Source organism: Adlercreutzia muris, from assembly GCF_008831045.1.
Classification (GTDB): Bacteria; Actinomycetota; Coriobacteriia; order Coriobacteriales; family Eggerthellaceae; genus Adlercreutzia; species Adlercreutzia muris.
The window spans coordinates 25,938-42,680 of sequence record NZ_WAJS01000025.1 but is presented as its reverse complement, the minus strand read 5'-3'; the positions used below and the strand labels follow the sequence as shown (position 1 = coordinate 42,680).

The window sequence follows — 16,743 nt, the reverse complement described above, 5'->3', positions numbered from 1 at the left end:
GCTCTCCAGACTCAGCCGAACGCTCGAAACGCATCCTTTTTCGCCGTGAAGGCGTTGGGCTGAGTCCGAGAATGCATCCGAAGCTCCCGAGCAAAGTGGGCCGTTCGGCTAACTTCGCGAATCAACCCAAACGGAAAAAGCCCGCAAGGCGGGCTTTGCGCGGGATCTTCGCAGGCAAGACGCGAAAAGCCCGCGAGGCGGGCTTTCGAGCTTCGAGCACTTCGGGAAGAGAGCTTAAGCGCGCTCGACCTTTCCGGCCTTCATGCAGGAGGTGCACACGTTGGCGCGGCGGACATGGCCCTTCGCGTCGCGGATGGTGATCTTCTGGATGTTCGGACGGAACATGCGGTTGCTCACACGATGGGAGTGGCTGATGCTACGACCAGCGACGGGGTGCTTACCGCAAACTTCGCAAACCTTCGACATTGCTATCAACTCCGTTAAACCAAATTACTTGTTTAAGACACAGCCTTGTTAATATACCACAGCCCTACCGGCTGTTACAAGAGAAATTTATGCGATCACCAAAAGGCGCTTGCACGCCGGGCAGATGCCGAGCGGCGCCTGGCTGCGCAGGTCGATGAGGCGGCCGCTCTCGATGGGCATGCGGCACACGCCGCAGCGGCTGTCATCGAGCACGCCGATGGCCACGCCGCCGGAACGGGCAACGATGCGATCGTAAGCTCGGGCCAGATCGTCGTTCACCTTGGCCTCTACCGGGCCGCGGGCCGCCTCCAGCTTGGCGATGGCCAGCTTCAGCTCGCCCCCCTGCTTCTGGAAGGAGTCGATGGCCTGCTGCTCCTTGGCGCTTATCTCCTCGACGGCCAAGGCGATCTGGGCCTCCATGGCGCCGATCTTGTCGAGCTCGGCCTGGATGGCAGCGCGATCCTCGGCAATGGTGCCGCGCCGGCGCACGATGCCGGCCAGCTCCTTGGTACGGGCCTCCACGTTGCGGAAGTCGCCGTGGGCCGCGTCGATGGCCGCCTGGACGCCGGCCTCCTTCTTGGCCAGGGAGGCATCCTCGTCGTCGATGCGGGTGATCCTCTTCATGGTGGCCCGCTTCAGCTCGGCCACCTTCTCGCCCTTGGCCTGGATCTCGGCCTTCTTGTCGCGGGCGGCCATGATGATGGCCCGCTGGGGAAGCTCGTCGAGTTCCTTGGTGAGGCGCATGATCTCCAGATCGATGCGCTGCAACTCGAACAGGCCCTCGATATCTTCCCGTGTGGCGTCCATGGCACGTCTCCTTCGTCGTCCGGTGAATGTACCCATGATAGGCGAAAACCCCCTCCGTGGGAGGGGGCGACGGAAAAATTCTATGGAGTTCGGCGAGCTGCTAGACGCGCACGGCCTCGGGATACCACCAATTCTCGGATTGGTCGATGAGAACGATGGCGTGATCAGGCACGCCGGCCCGGTCAAGGGCCTCGGCGAGCACCGCCACGAGGGGCAGCTCGCTGGCATCGTGGCCCAGCTCGATAACGGCGAGCCCCGCCTGAGAGAGCTCCAGAGCGGCGTGGTACTTTATCTCGCCGCAGACGATGACGTCGGCGCCGGCCGCCAGGGCCGCAGCCCCCGTGTCGCCCGCCGAGCCGGTGCAGGTGACCGCCCGGCGCACTGGCGCGGCGCCATCGCCCCACACCCGCGGGGCGCGGCCGAACACCGCCGTGCAGCGGGCCGCAAGGCGCCCCAGAGTCTCCGGAGCCTCCCCGTTGGCGGGCACCTCGCAGATCTGGCCGTAGCCGGCCCGGCGCGACGCGCCCGCGGGCTCGGCTACCTTCCCCGTGAACTTCAGGCCCAGCATGCCCGGCAGCACCCGGGCGGCCTGGGGGCTCACGTCCAAGGCCGTATGGAAATCCATGAGGGCCACCTGGTGGCGGATGGCCGCCCACACCCCGGCCCCGGGGCTTGCCGCCACGGACGGCTCGGGAGCGAAGGCGTCGGGGGCGGCGAGGAAGGCCGGGTGATGGGTGACGAGCACGTTGGCCCCCGCCGCAGCCGCCTCCTCGATGGCCCGCACCGTGGGATCGAGGGCCACGGCCACCCGGGCCACGGGCAGGGCCCGCTCCCCCACGAGCAGCCCCGTGCGGTCCCAGCCCTCGGCGTCCTCGGCGGGAAACTCCTTCAGGAGCGCCTTCTCCAGGGCGCCCACGGTCATTGAGAACGACTTGCGCGCCAGCTCGGCCGAGCCGCGGCGGGACAGGGCGTCCCGCTTCATCGGAGCGCTGCCGCGCTCCCCCTTGTTGAACAGACCCATAGCGATCAGCTTCCTTCGTCGTCGTCACCGGCGCCCACAGCGCCGATTTCCTCATTCGATGGTAATACTTCGGCGGTCCCCCGTGGCTGTCGGGACGGTAACGCTTCTATAGCCCGCCTCGTACATGAGGTCGTAGGCACGGCGGATGTCGCGGGCCACGTTGGCCGGATCGTGGGAGTCGCAGCCCACGGTACAGGGCACGCCGGCCCGGCGAAACGCCGCCAGCAGGGCCGGGGCCGGGAACATCTCGGCGCAGGCGTAATAGGCCCCCGACGTGTTCACCTCCACCATGCGCTCGCCGGCCCGGGCCGCCTCGGCCATGGCCTCGTAGAAGGGCCCCAGATCGAAGGTCGGGTAGAAGCCGAACTTCTTCGCCAGATCGGGATGGCTCATGGCGTCGTAGGGGTTCGTTCGATTCGCGGCGGCCTCGCACCACAGCTCGCCGTAGCGCCGCCAGATGGCATCAGGGGCGCCGGGCTCTTCCCAGCGGGAGCGCTGGGCCGGGTCGTCGAAGGCCCAGCCGTCGATGAAGTGCACGCTGCCGAGCTTGAAGGCGAAGGGAGCCAGGGCCGCCTCGTCCAAGGCGCGGTCCTCCAAATCCCCCAGGTAATCCATCTCGGTGCCCACGATGAACTCCACCGAGGGATGGGCGGCGCGGGCGGCCTCGATCTCGGCCAAGTAGCGCGGCAGGTTCTCCTCGGTCATGGAGAGGTAGCGGTCGGGATCGAAGGCGCCCGACAGCGGGAAGTGCTCGGTGAAGGCAAGCGTGGTCAGGCCGGCGGCAGCTGCGGCGTCGGCATATTCCGCCACAGAGCCGGCACCGTGGCCGGAGTACACGCAGTGGCAGTGGGTGTTGACGAGTTCCATAGGGCTCCTTACCAGTTCAGAACTTTTTGGGCGGCCTTCGCGAAGGCGTCGATGTCCGCCTCGGTGGTGTAGCGGCCCATGGAGATGCGCAGGGCGTTGTAGACCTCGTCCCCGCCGATGCCCATGGCCTTGAGCACGTGGCTCGGCTCCAGGGAATGGGACGAGCAGGCGCTGCCGCCGGCCACGCAGAAGCCGAGCTGATCGAAGCGCAGCACCATGGTCTCGCTCTCCCACTCGTCGGCCAGCACGTGCACGATGTTGGGGAGGAAGTCGCGGCTGCCCGGGTCCACCTCCACCGTAGCTTGGAAGCCGCCCAGGGCCCCGAGGGCCCCGTAGAGCCGATCGCGCAGGGCCCGCAGGCGCGCCGATTCGTCCTCCTGGCACCCCTGGGCCGCCTCGCAGGCCGCCGCGAAGCCGACGATGCCGGCCACATTCTGAGTGCCGCTGCGCCGGCCGCCCTCCTGACCGCCGCCGAGGAGGAACGGGGCAAAGGGGGTGCGGGCCTTCAAGTACAGGGCGCCCACCCCCTTCGGGCCGCCGATCTTGTGGGCCGAGAAGGAGGCGGCGTCCACGGCCAGGGCCTCCAGGTCGAGCGGCATCTTCCCCAGGGCCTGCACGGCGTCGGTGTGGAAGAGGGCGCCGGCCCCGTGGGCCAGGGCTGCCAGCTCGGCGATGGGTTGGATGGAGCCCACCTCCGAGTTGGCCGCCTGCACCGACACGAGCACCGTGTCGGGAGTGAGGGCCTCTTCCAGGACGCGGGCTTCGATGAAACCCTGGCGGTTGGGGCGCAGGTAGGTGACGCGCACGCCCTCGGACTCTAGACGGCGGCAGGGGGCGAGCACTGCGTCGTGCTCGATGGCCGAGGTTATCACATGAACCGGACGACCTCCCTGGCCGGCCAGGCGCCGCTGGTCGCGGGCGGCGGCCACGAGCCCCGCGATGGCCGCGTCGTCGGCCTCGGTGGCCCCGGAGGTGAAGACGATCTCATCGGGGCGGCGGGCGCCGAGGGCGCGGGCCAGACGGCGCCGGGCCCCTTCCATGGCATCGAAGGCCGCCCGGCCCGCGCCGTAGAGGGCGTTGGCATTGGCCCCGGCTGGCAGGTTCGCCGGCCCCGGCATCCAGAAGGGCTCCATGGCCCGGGCCGCCTCCTCGCCGAGAGGAGCCGTGGCGGCGTAGTCGAGGTAGACGGGGAACTCGGTGGCGTTGTCCATGGCCCTACGCCTCCGCGCCGCCGGCCAGGGCGGTCAGGCGCGCCACGTCGGCCGCCGCCTGCACCGTTTGCAGGGCGGCGGCCGGGTCGGCGGCCTTGAACACGGCGTTGCCGCACACGAGCACGTCGGCGCCGGCCGCGGCCACAAGCGGGGCGGTAACCTCGCCGATACCGCCGTCCACCTGGATGAGCATGGCCTCGTTGGCCGCCGCCCGGGCACGGGCCGCCACCTCAGCCACCTTCCGGTCGCTGCCGGCGATATAGCTCTGGCCCGAGAAGCCCGGCTCCACGGACATGACGAGCGCCATATCCAAGTCGGCGATGACCGGCGCCAAGACAGACACCGGGGTCTTGGGCTTAAGGGCCACGGCGGCCTTGCATCCGGCCTCGTGGATCATGGCCACGGCGCGCACGAGCTCCTCTTCGGTGAGCACTTCGGCGTGCACGTTCACCAGGTCGGCCCCGGCCTCGATGAACCAGGGGATCTCGGTCAGGGGGTTGTCGATCATGAGGTGCACGTCGCAGACGAGCGAGGTGGCGGCCTTGAGCTGCTTCAGCAGCGGCACCCCCATGGTCAGGTTGGGAACGAAGTGGCCGTCCATGACGTCGATATGGACGAAGGCCGCGCCGGCCTGCTCGATCATGGCGATGTCGTCGGCCAAGTGCATGAAGTCGGCCGACAAGATGGACGGGGCGATTTTCACCGGTTGGTACATGATGCGCATCCTCATCTCGCGAAGTTCCAGTGACGCTATTTTAGCGCACGGGGCCCCGCGCGGCAGCGTATAATGGCCTCCAGCGGCAAACCTGCACCCCAAGAGCGAGGAGCACCCTTGGCCCGCGACGAGCGCACCTTCTTCACCTACCCCACCGCCTTCGGCCCGGTGACCATCGGCGCCGACGGGCAGGCCGTCACCGCTGTCGTTCTCGGCGAGGCCGCACTGCCCGGCACGGGCCGTGCCACCGCGATCACCACCGAGGCGGCCAACCAGGTCATGGAGTACCTCGCCGGCAAGCGAACCGCCTTCACCGTGGCCTACGCCCCAGCGGGCACCGATTTCCAGCACGAGGTATGGAAGGCTCTGACGAACATCCCCTACGGTCAAACGCGCACCACCCGCGAGATCGCCGCGACCATCGGCGCGGCAGAGGCCTACCGCGCCGTGGGCGCCGCCGTGAGGAAGAGCCCGCTGGCCATCCTCATTCCTGCCCATCGCGTCGTCAGCGTCACGGGCAAGCCCACCGGCCCCGTGGAGAGCGCCCTGCTGAACCTGGAACAGCAAAATTCACGGTAGCGCCCTACTTCCCCATCGCCTCGTCCTGCAGCGCGTCCAGCTTCGCCATGCACTCGTCCACCGAGGCGCCGGCCAGAAGGTCGCGCACGATAAGGCACACATTGCCCCACTGCTCCACGTCCATGCCGGCGTTGGAGGCCAGCACGTAGGTGTCGGCCTGCACCAGATCGTTCAGGGGCCGCAGCGGCTCCACGCAATCTACGGCCACGTTCTTCGACGGCGAGATGACGCGGTTGGTCTCGGCGTACAGCTGCAGCGCCTCATCGGACAAGATCACATCCATCACCGCCAGCGCATCATCGCGATGCTCGGCCTCCGCGCTCACCCCGTAACCGGTCATGGACAGCACGGGCATCGGCCCGCGCTCGCTCGGAAAGCCGACCACCTCCATGGTGAAGGAGGGATTGCCGTAGGCGGTGTCGGTGTTCGCCGCGCCCCAGTAGGCCACGACCATGGGGCACTTCCCCGCCATGAAGTCGTCGCCCTCGCCGGCCCCTTCGAAGGCCTCGCTCTTAAGCGCGTTCTCCGCATCGATATAGCCGCGATCTATCAACGCCTTCAAGAACTCGAAGCCCGGGCGCATGTAGTCGCTGTAGCGCGCCTCGCCGGCGTTCAGGGCCGCCACCTCGGCCTCGATGTCGCCCCCGTTGTACAAATCGGCGTAGGCCTGGGCGAACACGAAGGTCTCCAGCCACCAGCGGTTGGCGCCCACCGGCGTGTCGTAGCCCTTCTCCTTCAGCACGCGGCATGCCTCAAGGAATTCCTCGGGGGTGCTCGGCACGGCGAGGCCGCACTCCTTGAAGATGTCCTTGTTCACGAACAGGCCGTAGGCCACCACCTCCTGAGGAATGGCCACCAACTTGCCGTCCACGGTGTTGGCGACGCGCACCTCCTCGCGCAGGTTCTGGGCGCAGGCGAGCCCCGACAGATCGGCCAGCTTGCCCTCTGCCCCCAAGGCCACGATGACGTCGGCATTCAGCAGGTACAGATCGTCCTTGGCGCTGCGCACCCGCTCCAAGCAGACCTCGTCGTAGGTCTTATCCTGGTAGTCCTCGGCCGTGTAGGTGCGGTAGGCCATGGTCAAGCCCAGCTGCTCCTCGGCCATGGCCATGGTCAGATCGCTGGCAGTGCGGGCCGTGTTGTCGGCATCGGGGCTGGCCTTCTCCATGGGGCTGAAGAAATTGACCGCGGCCGCGGCCGCGTCGCTGTCCTGCACGGCCAAGTTCCGAGCCCCCTCGCCGGAGGCGCAGGCCGTCAGGGCCGCGCACAGCAGGGCCACGGCAGCCAGAGCAGCCGTGCGACGGAGGCGAACGGGGAAACGCGCGCTCATGGGCGTCCTTTCTCGACAAGGCGATCGACGGCCCGCTTCAGGTCGGCGATCTCCAGGGGTTTCGCCACATGGGCGTTCATGCCGGCGGCAAGGGCCGCCTTCTCGTCTTCCACAAAGGCATCGGCGGTCATGGCGATGATGGGGATGGTACGGGCATCGGGGCGCTCAAGGGCGCGGATGGCGCGGGTCGCGGCATGGCCGTTCATCACCGGCATCTGCACATCCATGAGGATGGCGTCGAACTCCCCGGGCTCACAGGCCTCGAAGCGCTCTACGGCGAGCTGCCCGTTCTCCACGATCTCCACCGTGGCGCCTTCCAACTCCAGCAGCTCAGTTAGGATGCCGGCGTTCAGGAAGTTATCCTCGGCGGCCAGGAAGCGCTTGCCCTGCAGCACCGCATCGTAGGCCGCGGCCTCGGCCGCCTCCCCGACCCCGGCGATGTCCTCGATCTTGCGCTTCAAGGTGGACAGGAAGAAGGGCCGCGCCAGCACGCCGGTACGCGCCGGCAGCACCACGTCCTCCTCGATATCGAAGTGGTGGTCCACCACGAATACAACCGGAAGCGACACCTCCGCGCCGGGGGCTGCCGCCGCCCGCAGGGCCTCGGCCGTGGCCGCAGCGCCCTCGTCCAGTCGATCGCAGCAGAGCAGCAGCACCTGGTAGCCGCCCGTCCCCGCCGCGGTCTCGGCGAGAGCGAAGGCCTCGGGCACCCGCTCTACGACATCCACGCGCACGCCCGTGCCCTCCATCTGGGCCTGGGCGATCTCGCGGCCGGCCGCCGTGGGGTCCACTACGAGCATGGACTGAATGCCTTGCTGCCGCCAGAAGAAGCCCTGGGCCTGCTCATCGGGAATGCGCAGCTCCAGATCGACCCGGAACAGCGAGCCGACCCCCTCCGTGCTCTCGGCCTCGATCGTGCCGCCCATGAGCTCCACGAGGCTCTTGGTGATGGACATGCCCAGACCCGTTCCCTGCACCTTGTTGGTGGTGCTGTTCTCGGCACGGGTAAAGGAATCGAAGATGGTGGCCAGAAACTCGGGAGTCATGCCGTAGCCGTCGTCCTCCACCTCGATGCGAATGCGCTCGAACTGGCTCGAATGCTGCGGCAAGCCGATGAAACGCAGCCAGATATGACCGCCCTCCGGCGTGTACTTCACGGCGTTGGACAAGAGGTTGATGAGTATCTGATTCAGATGGGTCTCGTCCCCGATCACGTGCTCGTGGTTCACGCCCCTGATCTCGGTGCGGAAGACCTGGTGCTTCTGGCGGGCCATGGGGGCGATGATGGACTCGACGGCCACGAGCGAATCGCCCAGGTCGAACTCCTCCAGCGTCATGGTGGCCTTACCGCTCTCGATCTTCGAGATATCCAGCACGTCGTTGATAAGATCGAGCAGGTGGCGTCCCGAGGCCATGATCTTGCTGGCGCAGTCGCGCACCTTGGCCGGATCGTCGGCCTCTTTCGCAATGATGGCCGTGAAGCCGAGCACGGCGTTCATGGGCGTGCGGATGTCGTGGGACATGTTGGCGAGGAAGGCCGACTTCGACTCGTTGGCCACCTCGGCCGCCCGCAGCGCCTGGGCCAGCTGCTCGTTGTGCCGGGCGCGCTCGGCCTCCCGCGCCCGCTGGATCTGCAGCTGCTTGCGGCGGTTGTAGGCGTAGATGGCCACACACAGGATGAAGGCCGCCGCCGCGATGCCGATAACGAGCGCGATGGCGGCATTGACCGCCTGGGCCTCCTGCTGGATGGCGGTCATGGGCACGTATCCCACCAGATAGGTGGTGCCCCCGTTGATGGACCACAGGTAGCACAGCGATTCGCGCCCCTTCACCTGGTGGGCGAACATTACCGAGGCCTTATCGGCGATGCCCTGGCCTACCATGGCCAGCGTCTCATCGTCCACCACGTTGTTGGCGCGATAGAAGTCCTCCAGGTTCAGATGGCCCGCATCGCGCTCGCCCATGCCCTCGGGCTTCAGCACGAAGCGTTCGCTCGCGGCATCCATCAGGTACAGCACGGCCTGCTTGTCGTAGAACCCCTCGGGCATGGACTGGTCGATGGCGTCGTAGACGTACTCGGCGTACAGCGTGCCGATAGCGCTGCCGTCGCGCTCGATAGGACACGCGATGGTGTAGGCCCAGGTGCCCATGTAGTTCACGTAGGACTGCGAAATGGGCAGCCCCATGACCGTGCCCCCGGCGGTGAAGTCCAGATCGGCGGGGCTGAAGGGCGCCCCGTCGTTGGAGATGCCCTCGCTTTGTCCTTCCAGCACCACCGACAGCTTGGCCGTGGTGTCGTTATTGCGCAAGTTGAGGATATAGGCCTCTGGATCGGGTGCCGCGGCAATCTCCTCGGCGATGAGCTCTTGGAACTCCGCCTCGCTGCGCATGATGGCCTCGACGGTGTTTTCGATGAGGTTCAGATTCTCGTTGAGATTGCGGATGGCGGCATCGGACATATCGTCGTAGGTCTGCCGCGCCACGCCGTAGATGGAGGCACCCATGGCGACGAAGATCACGAGGACGACGATGACCCAACGGCCATAGGCTCTCTTCTCGCCGCTCTTCGCTTCGCGTTCCGCCACAGTCTCCTCCTTATTCAACCATTTGATAACGGTACGGTATCAGAGGGAAAACTGCAAGGGCAAACCGACGCTCCCCTGGTGATGGGTTATTTTCCCCTATAAAAAACGACCCTCCGGCAGGGGAACCGGAGGGCCGCCATCTCAGTACGCACGGAGGAGAAGGGGAAACGTGCGCATGGACTTGGTTTCCGCCGCGAGGGTTTTGAGAGAGAGGAGAGAGGAGGGTTCACGCAGGAGACGGTGCGACGGAAGCTCTGGAAATGTTGTCAAGGTCCGCGCGGATCGGGCTCGCTTTCGTGCCTTCCCCGCTCGGCTGATGACAACAATAAGGCCTTCTCGCTCCCACGACAGCGAGAAGGCCCGTCGGTTGCGCCTCCGTATGCGCATCGTTTACCAGGTGAAACCTGATAATGCAGGTGAACAATTCAGCGTTGGCAAAGCAGGCTCTGGGTTCGGGGTGGGGGTCCGCGCGCAGATTCCGCAGCGACGAGAACAGGACTAAATGTCCTGTTCTCCCAAGCGAGGACTGCCCGAGCACGGCGCCCCTACCCCGAACCCAGAGCCGGACGGCCCGGACGGCCCGGACGACCTAGTAGAACTCAGACTTGAGAGGCCGGTCGATGAGGACGGCGGCGGCCTCGCGGGGATTCACGCCCTCCCACACCACGCTGCGCACCGTATCGGTCAGGGGCAGCTCCACCCCGTAGCGCTCCTCTAAGGTGCGCAGGGTCTTGCAGGCGATGGCCCCTTCCACCACCATGTGGGTCTGGGCCGTGAAGTCGTCCAGGGTAAGGCCCCGGGCCACGTACTGCTCGCCAAAGCGGCGGTTGCGCGAGTGCTGGGACATGCAGGTGACCACCATGTCGCCGGCACCCCCCAAACCCATGCAGGTGAGGGCCTCGCCGCCGACGGCCACCACCATGCGGCTCATTTCGGCCAGGCCGCGGGTGATGAGCAGGGCCGCCGTGTTGTCGCCAAAACCCATGCCGTAGCTGATGCCCACGGCGATGGCGATGACGTTCTTGAAGGCGGCGCACAGCTCCACGCCCACGGGATCGTCGGAGGTGTAGGTGCGGAAGAAACGGGTGGCGAACAGATCGCGGAAGAACAGCGCCGTGGCCTCCGAAGACGAGGCCACGACAGCGGCCGAGGGCTTGCGGCAAATGACCTCCTCGGCATGGGTGGGGCCCGACAGCACCGCCAGCCGGTCGCCGTTGCCCAACTCGGCGGCGAAGGTGTCGATGGGCAACAGGCCCGTCTGCTCCTCCACGCCCTTCGAGCAGATGACCACGGGCGTATAGGGCGCGATCAGCGCAGCCAGATCGCGGGCCACGGAGCGCAGGGCCGCCGACGGGGTCACGATGACCACGGCCTCGGCACCGTCTGCGGCCTCGGCGTAGTCGGCTGTAGCGCAGATGGCTGAGGGCAGGCGGTAGTCGGACAGATAGCGCGGGTTGCGATGCTCGGCGTTGATGGCCCGGGCCACCTCGGCCGTGCGGGCCCAGAGCATCACGTCGTGACCGGCCTCAGCCAGTACCAGCGCCAGCGCCGTTCCCCAACTACCCGCTCCGATAACGGCTACGCGCATGGACGCTCCTTCTTCTTGCTGCCGATCTTGTTCTCGGTACCGGCGCGCAAGCGGCCGATGTTGGCGCGATGGGCCCAGATGACCACGAGCGCCGTAGCGGCGATGATGACCCACGACACCCAATGGCCCCAGTAGAAGTAGAGGCCCAAAAGCGGGCACACCACCGCCGCGGCGATGGAGCCCACCGACACGCAGCGAGTGATGAGGATGCCGAGGGCGAACACCGCGATCTCGATGAAGAAGCCCACGGGGCCGTAGACGAACAGCAGGCAGGCGGCGGCCACAGCAATGCCCTTGCCGCCCTTGAACTTGAGCCACGGGCTGAAGATGTGCCCGAGGGTACAGCCGGCGAAGGCCAGGGCCAGGCACAGTGAGACGGGGTTCACGCCCGTTGGGCCGAAGGCGGCAAGCAGGGCCTGACCCTCAGCCGCGGTGCCATCGACCGCCACGCCGGCAATAGCCGGGGCGAACACCCAAGCCGCGAGCCAACCCGACAGCACGCCCTTGCCGAAGTCCAGCAGGAACACGACCGCACCGCCCGCTTTCCCCATGGCGCGGAAGGCGTTGGTGGTGCCGATGTTGCCGCTTCCCTCTTCCCGGATGTCCTTGTGGAAGGCCAGCTTCGAGACGATGACGCCCCAGGGGATAGATCCCAGCAGGAACGAGACGATGAACGACAGGGTCAAGTAGGTGATGACGGTGTCCACGGCCTAGTCCTTCTTCTTGAACTTGAAGCGGATGGGGGTGCCGGTGAGGTCGAAGGCCTCGCGCATGCGGTTCTCCAGGTAGCGCTCGTAGTTATCGTCCACCACATCGGGGCGGTTCACGAAGAAGGTGAAATACGGCGGGCAGGCACCGGTCTGGGTGAGGTACTTCATGCGCAGCACGGCCTTGCCCTTCGACACGGTGTGGCCCGTCTCGCGGATGCCGGCGAGCCAGCTGTTCAGCTGGTTGGTGGGAATGGCGCGGCTGAAGTTCGCGTACACGGTGTCGATGGCGTCCCAGATGCGGTCGACGCGCTTGCCCGTGAGCGCCGAGATGGCCACCACGGGCGCGTAGCCGACAAAGGTCATGCGGTCCTCGATGCGCTCGCGGATCTTCTCCTTGGCCTCGGGGCCCTCTACGATGTCCCACTTGTTCAGCACGATCACCATGGCGCAGCCGCGCTCGGCGGCATAGCCCGCCACGCGCTGGTCCTCATTGGTAAGCCCCAGGGTGCCGTCGATGACGAGCAGGGCCACGTCGGCCCGGTCGATGGCGCGCATGGCCCGCACGAAGCCGTAGTACTCCACGTCCTCGTCGATCTGGCTCTTGCGGCGCAGGCCCGCCGTGTCCACGATACGGTACATCTGGCCGTCGTGCTCCACCAGGGTGTCGATGGCGTCGCGGGTGGTGCCGGCCACGTCGCTCACGATGGAGCGATCGTTGTTGGTGAGCTTGTTGGTCAGCGAGCTCTTCCCCGCGTTCGGGCGCCCGATGATGGCCACGTTGATGGCCTCCACCTCTTCCTCGGGGGTGAGGTCGCATTTGCGCAGCTCGGCCACCACCTCGTCGAGCAAGTCGCCCGTGCCGTTGCCGTGCTGGGCGCTCACGGGCCACGGGTCGCCCAGGCCGAGCGCGTAAAACTCCCACACCTCGTCCATGCGGGCGGGGTTGTCCATCTTGTTCACGGCAAGGAAAGTGGGCTTGTTAGTGCGCTGCAGGATGCGGGCCACTTCCTCGTCGTCGGCGTTGATGCCGGTCTTGCCGTCTACGAGGAAGATGATGACATCGGCCTCGCGGGTAGCCTCGAAAGCCTGGGCGCGGATGGAGCCCTGAAAGACGTCGTCGTCGCCCATCTCGATGCCGCCGGTGTCGATGAGCATGAACTCCACGCCGTTCCAGTCGGCCTTGTGGTAGCTGCGGTCGCGGGTGACGCCGCGCATCTCGTGGACGATGGCCTCGCTCGTTTGGGCGATGCGGTTGACCAGCGTCGACTTGCCCACGTTGGGGCGGCCGACGATGGCGACGATGGGAAGTGCCATGATGTTCCTCTTATCTATGGTTGGGCCGGGCGCGGGGCTGCGCCGGACGACTGGCTCCTACAAACGACCGTCAGCCAGGGCGATGATCTCCGGCAGGTAGTCGAGCGGATTACAGGATACCACGCAAACGGCCGCCCCCGCCGCGTTTTCGATATCCTGCACGGTCATGTCATCAAGCGTGACGCCGTCGTCGTTCAAAATGACCTTGGGGATGAGGAACAGCTCGCCTGCGGGGACTTGTCCGGGATGCGACGGCGGGCATCCCAATTCGCTCAGACAGTCCTCGCTTGGTGAAACAGCCCACTGGGCTGTTTCAGTCGCTGCGGAACTCGCTCGGTTGGGACACCCGCCGTCGCCTCCCTGCTCAGTCACGAGCGAGCCGTCCTCTTCCTCGCTGGGGGCGGCTTCTTCCCCTATCTCAGCCTTGATCGCTCGGGCTATGTCGCAGCCGCACAGAAGGCCGGTGACGTTCACGTTGCCGCCGAAATAGTTGTTCCCTACCGTGAGGGGCACAAGGCGGCCCGCCAGGGGGCTGTCCGCGATCATGGCGTTGAGGAAGGGCTGCATGGCCTCGCCGACGATGAAGCGAGCGGTAAGACCGGCGTCCTCCAAGACCCGGGCGGCGCGGGCCGCTAGGCCGCTTTCGCAGGCGGCGGCGAACTCGTCCACGTAGGAGCGCACGATGCCGATGCCGTCCTCGAACATCTCGTAGTCGCCGTAATCGCTGGCGGGAGGAATATGGGCGGGGGTTTCCGCACCGAAGGCGTTCACGTAGAACTCGTCGGCGGCGAATACCCACGGGCCGCCCCGCTCGGTGCGGGCGCGGGCCTGGAAGGGCTCGATGGTGCGGATGACGCCCAGAGCCGCCTCGGGGCCCGTGAAGCTCTCGTGCAGGGCCGTCTGGTGCTTCGTGAAGCCCAAGGGCACGATGCCCACGTTCTGGATGTTCGGCCGCGCCCAGGCCCATTCCAAAGTCTCGCGCAGGGCATCGCCGTCATTCACCCCCGGCATGAGCACGATCTGCGCGTGAGCCTTAATGCCGGCGGCGAGCAGACGATCGAGGGCGTCAAGCCCGTGCTGGGCGTGCCTGCCGATCATGGAGCGGCGCAGCTCGGGGTTGCTCGCGTGCAGGCTCACCCGCAAGGGGCTGATGTGCTGCTCGATGATGCGGGCCTCGTCTTCGGGCCTCAGGTTCGTGAGCGTGACGAAAGTGCCCGACAAAAAGCTCAGGCGGAAGTCGTCGTCGCGCAGCACGAGCGAGGGGCGCACACCCTCGGGCAGCTGGCGCATGAAGCAGAACACGCAGGCGTTGCGGCAGAGCTTCACCTTGTCGAAGAGCACGCCGTCGAACTCGAAGCCCCAGCGCTCCCCCGCCTCGCGCTCCAGTTCCACTTCGCCCGCTTCGCCATCGAGATCGATGTAGCCGACCGCTATGGCATCCTCGGCCGCGAGCCACCGCCAATCGATGATGTCGCGCACAGGCTGGCCGTCCACGGTCGTGAGGTAGCAGCCGGCCGTGAAGCCCGCGTCGTCGGCGGGGCTCTCCGGCTCCACGGCGGCGATGGGCGCCACGGGACCGTCCCAGGCTGCGGCCGCCGCCTGGGCAGGTGTCAAGGCGGCAGCGCCGCAACCGGCGCAGGGCGCGCTGGGACCGAAGGCGCCGGCACCTGCGTCGGAGGCAGAGCCGCAAGCAGCCTGCGCTGCCCGCTCGATGTCCTTGCCGGGATAGGTGGCCATTGGCTGCCTACAGAGTCTTCAAGAAGGCCTCCACGGAGGCGATCTGGTTCTCGGGCGTGGAGGCGCCGGCCGTGACGCCGATGCGGCGGCAGCCGGCGAAGGCCGTCGCTTCCAACTCGTCGACCGACTCGATATGGAAGGTGCGCGGGCAGGTAAGAGCGCAGACCTCGGCCAGGCGCGTGGTATTCGACGAGTTGCGGCCGCCGATGACCACCATGGCGTCCACCGCCGAGGCCAGATCGGCGGCGGCCTCCTGGCGCTGACGCGTGGCCGAGCAGATGGTGTTCTTTACGATGGGGTCGAGCCCCTGCTCGCGCAGGGCGGCCACCACCGCTTCCAGGTTCTCCTTGCGCTGGGTGGTCTGGGCCACCACGCCCACCGGATCGTAGAGCCCCGCGGGAATCTCGCCGGGGCCGGCCACCACATCCACCTTGCCGCCGGCCTGGCGGGCCCAGGCGGTGAGCCCCTCCACCTCGGGGTGCCCTGCCTCGCCGAGCACCACCACGCGGCAGCCCTCCCGGGCCAGCTCGGCCGCGGCGGCCTGGGCGCGGGACACATGGGGGCAGGTGGCGTCCACCACGGAAAAGCCGCGTTCCACCACGGCCCCCAGCACCTCGGGCGTCACCCCGTGGGAGCGAATGACCACGGCCGGTGCCTCGTCAGCGGCCGCGGCATCGGTTCTGGCCGCGGCGGGAATGTCCTCCACCGACGCCACGGCCGCAGCGCCCCGGGCCGCCAACTCGTCCACCACCTGGGGGTTGTGGATGAGCGGCCCCAAGGTATAGGCGCGCCCGCCCGCCTCGATCACCTCGGCGGCCATGTCCAGGGCCCGTTGCACGCCGTAGCAGGCCCCAGCCCGTTTCGCGCGAATCACTTCCATGGCTACTCCCCCTCGCCTTCCTCGGCACCCTCGGCCCTGGCGGCGGCCGTCGCGGCCTTGGCAGCGGCTTTGGCCTCTTTCTCGGCGCGGACAGCGCGGGCGGCGCAGGCCAGCTCGTCGCTCGTGTGGTGCGGGATGGGGTGCTCGGCGAACACCGGCGCGTAGTCGCGGGTCTCGGGGAACAGGGCCACCATGTCCACGTCTTCGGCAGGCACGCGGTAGAACAGGGCGAAGCTCTCGCGCATGGCGTACCAGGTACAGGCCTCCACGCGCTCCTCCTTGGGCAGGAAGTCGAAGTCCGACACCAGGATGGGGTCGCCGTAGTCCACGGTCACCTTCGGGAAGCGCACGCGCTCCCCCTTGTTCTTGATCTTCTCCACGCCGCGCACGGTCATGGGCAGGATGGGCACCTTCGCCATGCGGGCGATAACCGAGACCCCAGCGTGGATGGAGGCCACCCGATCGGTCTTGCCGCGACGGGTGCCCTCGGGCAGAATGCCCACGAGCTCGTCGTTCTTCAGCATGCGTACGGCCCGCTTGATGGAAGTCATGTCGGCCGTGTCGCGCTTCACGGGGAAGGCGCCCACCCGCGAGAGAATCTGGCCGAGCAGGCCGCCGGCGTTGCCGAACAGCGTATCGCGGCCCATGAGGCGCACCCACTGCTTCGGCCGCGCGGCCAGGTACATGAACACCACATCGAAGAACGACGTGTGGTTGCAGACGACCAGCGCTCCGGAGGCCCCTTGGAACGCCCGCAGCTTTTGGCGATTGTCCACGCGGTAGCGGAACAGCAGCTTGCACACGGCGCCCACGACCACGTAGACGAGGTTGCCGAACCAGTGGGGAATCTCATGGGAGCGGTCGCGGCCGCCCAGGTCCATGTCCCACATCTCGGAGTATTTCAGAAAGAGACCCATAAAGCTCCATTCCAATGCTTATCTTCCGCTGCATCTCCTCGCGGGCGGAACCACGC

At 67.1% G+C, this 16,743-nt stretch carries 15 protein-coding genes; 1 reads left to right on the top strand and 14 read right to left on the bottom strand.

The window, feature by feature from the left end:
- Positions 1-234 precede the first annotated feature (234 nt).
- The 6 genes from rpmB to rpe all read right to left on the bottom strand — a co-directional run bounded on the left by rpmB (position 235) and on the right by rpe (position 5,047).
- The gene (gene rpmB / locus F8D48_RS08450) at positions 235-426 is read right to left on the bottom strand and encodes a 50S ribosomal protein L28 (RefSeq protein ID WP_016308562.1); all 192 of its coding nucleotides are present in this window, start codon (positions 424-426) and stop codon (positions 235-237) included.
- A gap of 87 nt (positions 427-513) precedes the next feature.
- Positions 514-1,233 (bottom strand): zinc ribbon domain-containing protein, encoded by a 720-nt coding sequence (locus F8D48_RS08445; protein WP_151431188.1) that lies wholly within the window; start codon positions 1,231-1,233, stop codon positions 514-516.
- Between the two features lie 100 nt (positions 1,234-1,333).
- Positions 1,334-2,254 carry a Nif3-like dinuclear metal center hexameric protein gene (locus F8D48_RS08440; RefSeq protein ID WP_240806290.1) on the bottom strand — a complete coding sequence of 307 codons (921 nt, stop codon included), beginning with the start codon at positions 2,252-2,254 and terminating at the stop codon, positions 1,334-1,336.
- Between the two features lie 51 nt (positions 2,255-2,305).
- Positions 2,306-3,121: a histidinol-phosphatase HisJ family protein gene (locus tag F8D48_RS08435; RefSeq protein ID WP_151431186.1), complete on the bottom strand. Its 816-nt coding sequence runs from the start codon at positions 3,119-3,121 to the stop codon at positions 2,306-2,308.
- Between the two features lie 8 nt (positions 3,122-3,129).
- Positions 3,130-4,332, bottom strand: a complete 1,203-nt coding sequence (locus F8D48_RS08430; RefSeq protein ID WP_151431184.1) for a cysteine desulfurase family protein — start codon at positions 4,330-4,332, stop codon at positions 3,130-3,132.
- A 4-nt stretch (positions 4,333-4,336) separates the two neighbouring features.
- Positions 4,337-5,047 carry a ribulose-phosphate 3-epimerase gene (gene rpe, locus F8D48_RS08425; RefSeq protein WP_151431182.1) on the bottom strand — a complete coding sequence of 237 codons (711 nt, stop codon included), beginning with the start codon at positions 5,045-5,047 and terminating at the stop codon, positions 4,337-4,339.
- 117 nt (positions 5,048-5,164) lie between these two features.
- Here rpe and F8D48_RS08420 point away from each other — a divergent pair, with 117 nt between their 5' ends.
- Positions 5,165-5,626, top strand: coding sequence for a methylated-DNA--[protein]-cysteine S-methyltransferase (locus F8D48_RS08420; RefSeq protein WP_205717364.1), 462 nt, complete (start codon positions 5,165-5,167; stop codon positions 5,624-5,626).
- A gap of 4 nt (positions 5,627-5,630) precedes the next feature.
- On the opposite strand, the gene F8D48_RS08415 is transcribed toward F8D48_RS08420, so the two are convergent.
- From F8D48_RS08415 to F8D48_RS08380, 8 genes are all read right to left on the bottom strand, one after another.
- A complete protein-coding gene (locus F8D48_RS08415; RefSeq protein ID WP_151431178.1) occupies positions 5,631-6,956 on the bottom strand; it encodes an ABC transporter substrate-binding protein in 1,326 nt (441 codons plus the stop codon).
- Positions 6,953-9,541, bottom strand: a complete 2,589-nt coding sequence (locus F8D48_RS08410; RefSeq protein ID WP_205717363.1) for an ATP-binding response regulator — start codon at positions 9,539-9,541, stop codon at positions 6,953-6,955. The genes F8D48_RS08415 and F8D48_RS08410 overlap by 4 nt, the downstream gene beginning before the upstream one ends.
- Positions 9,542-10,130: 589 nt before the next feature.
- Complete coding sequence (locus F8D48_RS08405) at positions 10,131-11,129, bottom strand: NAD(P)H-dependent glycerol-3-phosphate dehydrogenase (protein WP_151431176.1); 999 nt, start codon at positions 11,127-11,129, stop codon at positions 10,131-10,133.
- Positions 11,120-11,836: a glycerol-3-phosphate 1-O-acyltransferase PlsY gene (gene plsY / locus F8D48_RS08400; RefSeq protein WP_240806289.1), complete on the bottom strand. Its 717-nt coding sequence runs from the start codon at positions 11,834-11,836 to the stop codon at positions 11,120-11,122. Before plsY ends, F8D48_RS08405 begins: the two co-directional genes overlap by 10 nt.
- A 3-nt stretch (positions 11,837-11,839) precedes the next feature.
- A complete protein-coding gene (gene der, locus F8D48_RS08395; protein ID WP_151431174.1) occupies positions 11,840-13,153 on the bottom strand; it encodes a ribosome biogenesis GTPase Der in 1,314 nt (437 codons plus the stop codon).
- Between the two features lie 57 nt (positions 13,154-13,210).
- The gene (locus F8D48_RS08390) at positions 13,211-14,890 is read right to left on the bottom strand and encodes a DUF512 domain-containing protein (protein WP_151431172.1); all 1,680 of its coding nucleotides are present in this window, start codon (positions 14,888-14,890) and stop codon (positions 13,211-13,213) included.
- Between the two features lie 7 nt (positions 14,891-14,897).
- Positions 14,898-15,770: a 4-hydroxy-3-methylbut-2-enyl diphosphate reductase gene (ispH, locus tag F8D48_RS08385; RefSeq protein WP_028027164.1), complete on the bottom strand. Its 873-nt coding sequence runs from the start codon at positions 15,768-15,770 to the stop codon at positions 14,898-14,900.
- 2 nt (positions 15,771-15,772) lie between these two features.
- Positions 15,773-16,687, bottom strand: coding sequence for a lysophospholipid acyltransferase family protein (locus F8D48_RS08380; RefSeq protein WP_151431169.1), 915 nt, complete (start codon positions 16,685-16,687; stop codon positions 15,773-15,775).
- Between the last annotated feature and the right edge of the window lie 56 nt (positions 16,688-16,743).

Bases quoted from the DNA above. Each gene is read 5' to 3' on its own strand.
- rpe (WP_151431182.1), bottom strand. From the start codon at position 5,047: ATGTACCAACCGGTGAAAATCGCCCCGTCCATCTTGTCGGCCGACTTC.
- rpmB (WP_016308562.1), bottom strand. From the start codon at position 426: ATGTCGAAGGTTTGCGAAGTTTGCGGTAAGCACCCCGTCGCTGGTCGT.
- F8D48_RS08415 (WP_151431178.1), bottom strand. From the start codon at position 6,956: ATGAGCGCGCGTTTCCCCGTTCGCCTCCGTCGCACGGCTGCTCTGGCT.
- F8D48_RS08405 (WP_151431176.1), bottom strand. From the start codon at position 11,129: ATGCGCGTAGCCGTTATCGGAGCGGGTAGTTGGGGAACGGCGCTGGCG.
- F8D48_RS08435 (WP_151431186.1), bottom strand. From the start codon at position 3,121: ATGGAACTCGTCAACACCCACTGCCACTGCGTGTACTCCGGCCACGGT.
- F8D48_RS08440 (WP_240806290.1), bottom strand. From the start codon at position 2,254: ATGGGTCTGTTCAACAAGGGGGAGCGCGGCAGCGCTCCGATGAAGCGG.
- ispH (WP_028027164.1), bottom strand. From the start codon at position 15,770: ATGGAAGTGATTCGCGCGAAACGGGCTGGGGCCTGCTACGGCGTGCAA.
- F8D48_RS08430 (WP_151431184.1), bottom strand. From the start codon at position 4,332: ATGGACAACGCCACCGAGTTCCCCGTCTACCTCGACTACGCCGCCACG.
- F8D48_RS08390 (WP_151431172.1), bottom strand. From the start codon at position 14,890: ATGGCCACCTATCCCGGCAAGGACATCGAGCGGGCAGCGCAGGCTGCT.
- F8D48_RS08445 (WP_151431188.1), bottom strand. From the start codon at position 1,233: ATGGACGCCACACGGGAAGATATCGAGGGCCTGTTCGAGTTGCAGCGC.
- F8D48_RS08380 (WP_151431169.1), bottom strand. From the start codon at position 16,687: ATGGGTCTCTTTCTGAAATACTCCGAGATGTGGGACATGGACCTGGGC.
- der (WP_151431174.1), bottom strand. From the start codon at position 13,153: ATGGCACTTCCCATCGTCGCCATCGTCGGCCGCCCCAACGTGGGCAAG.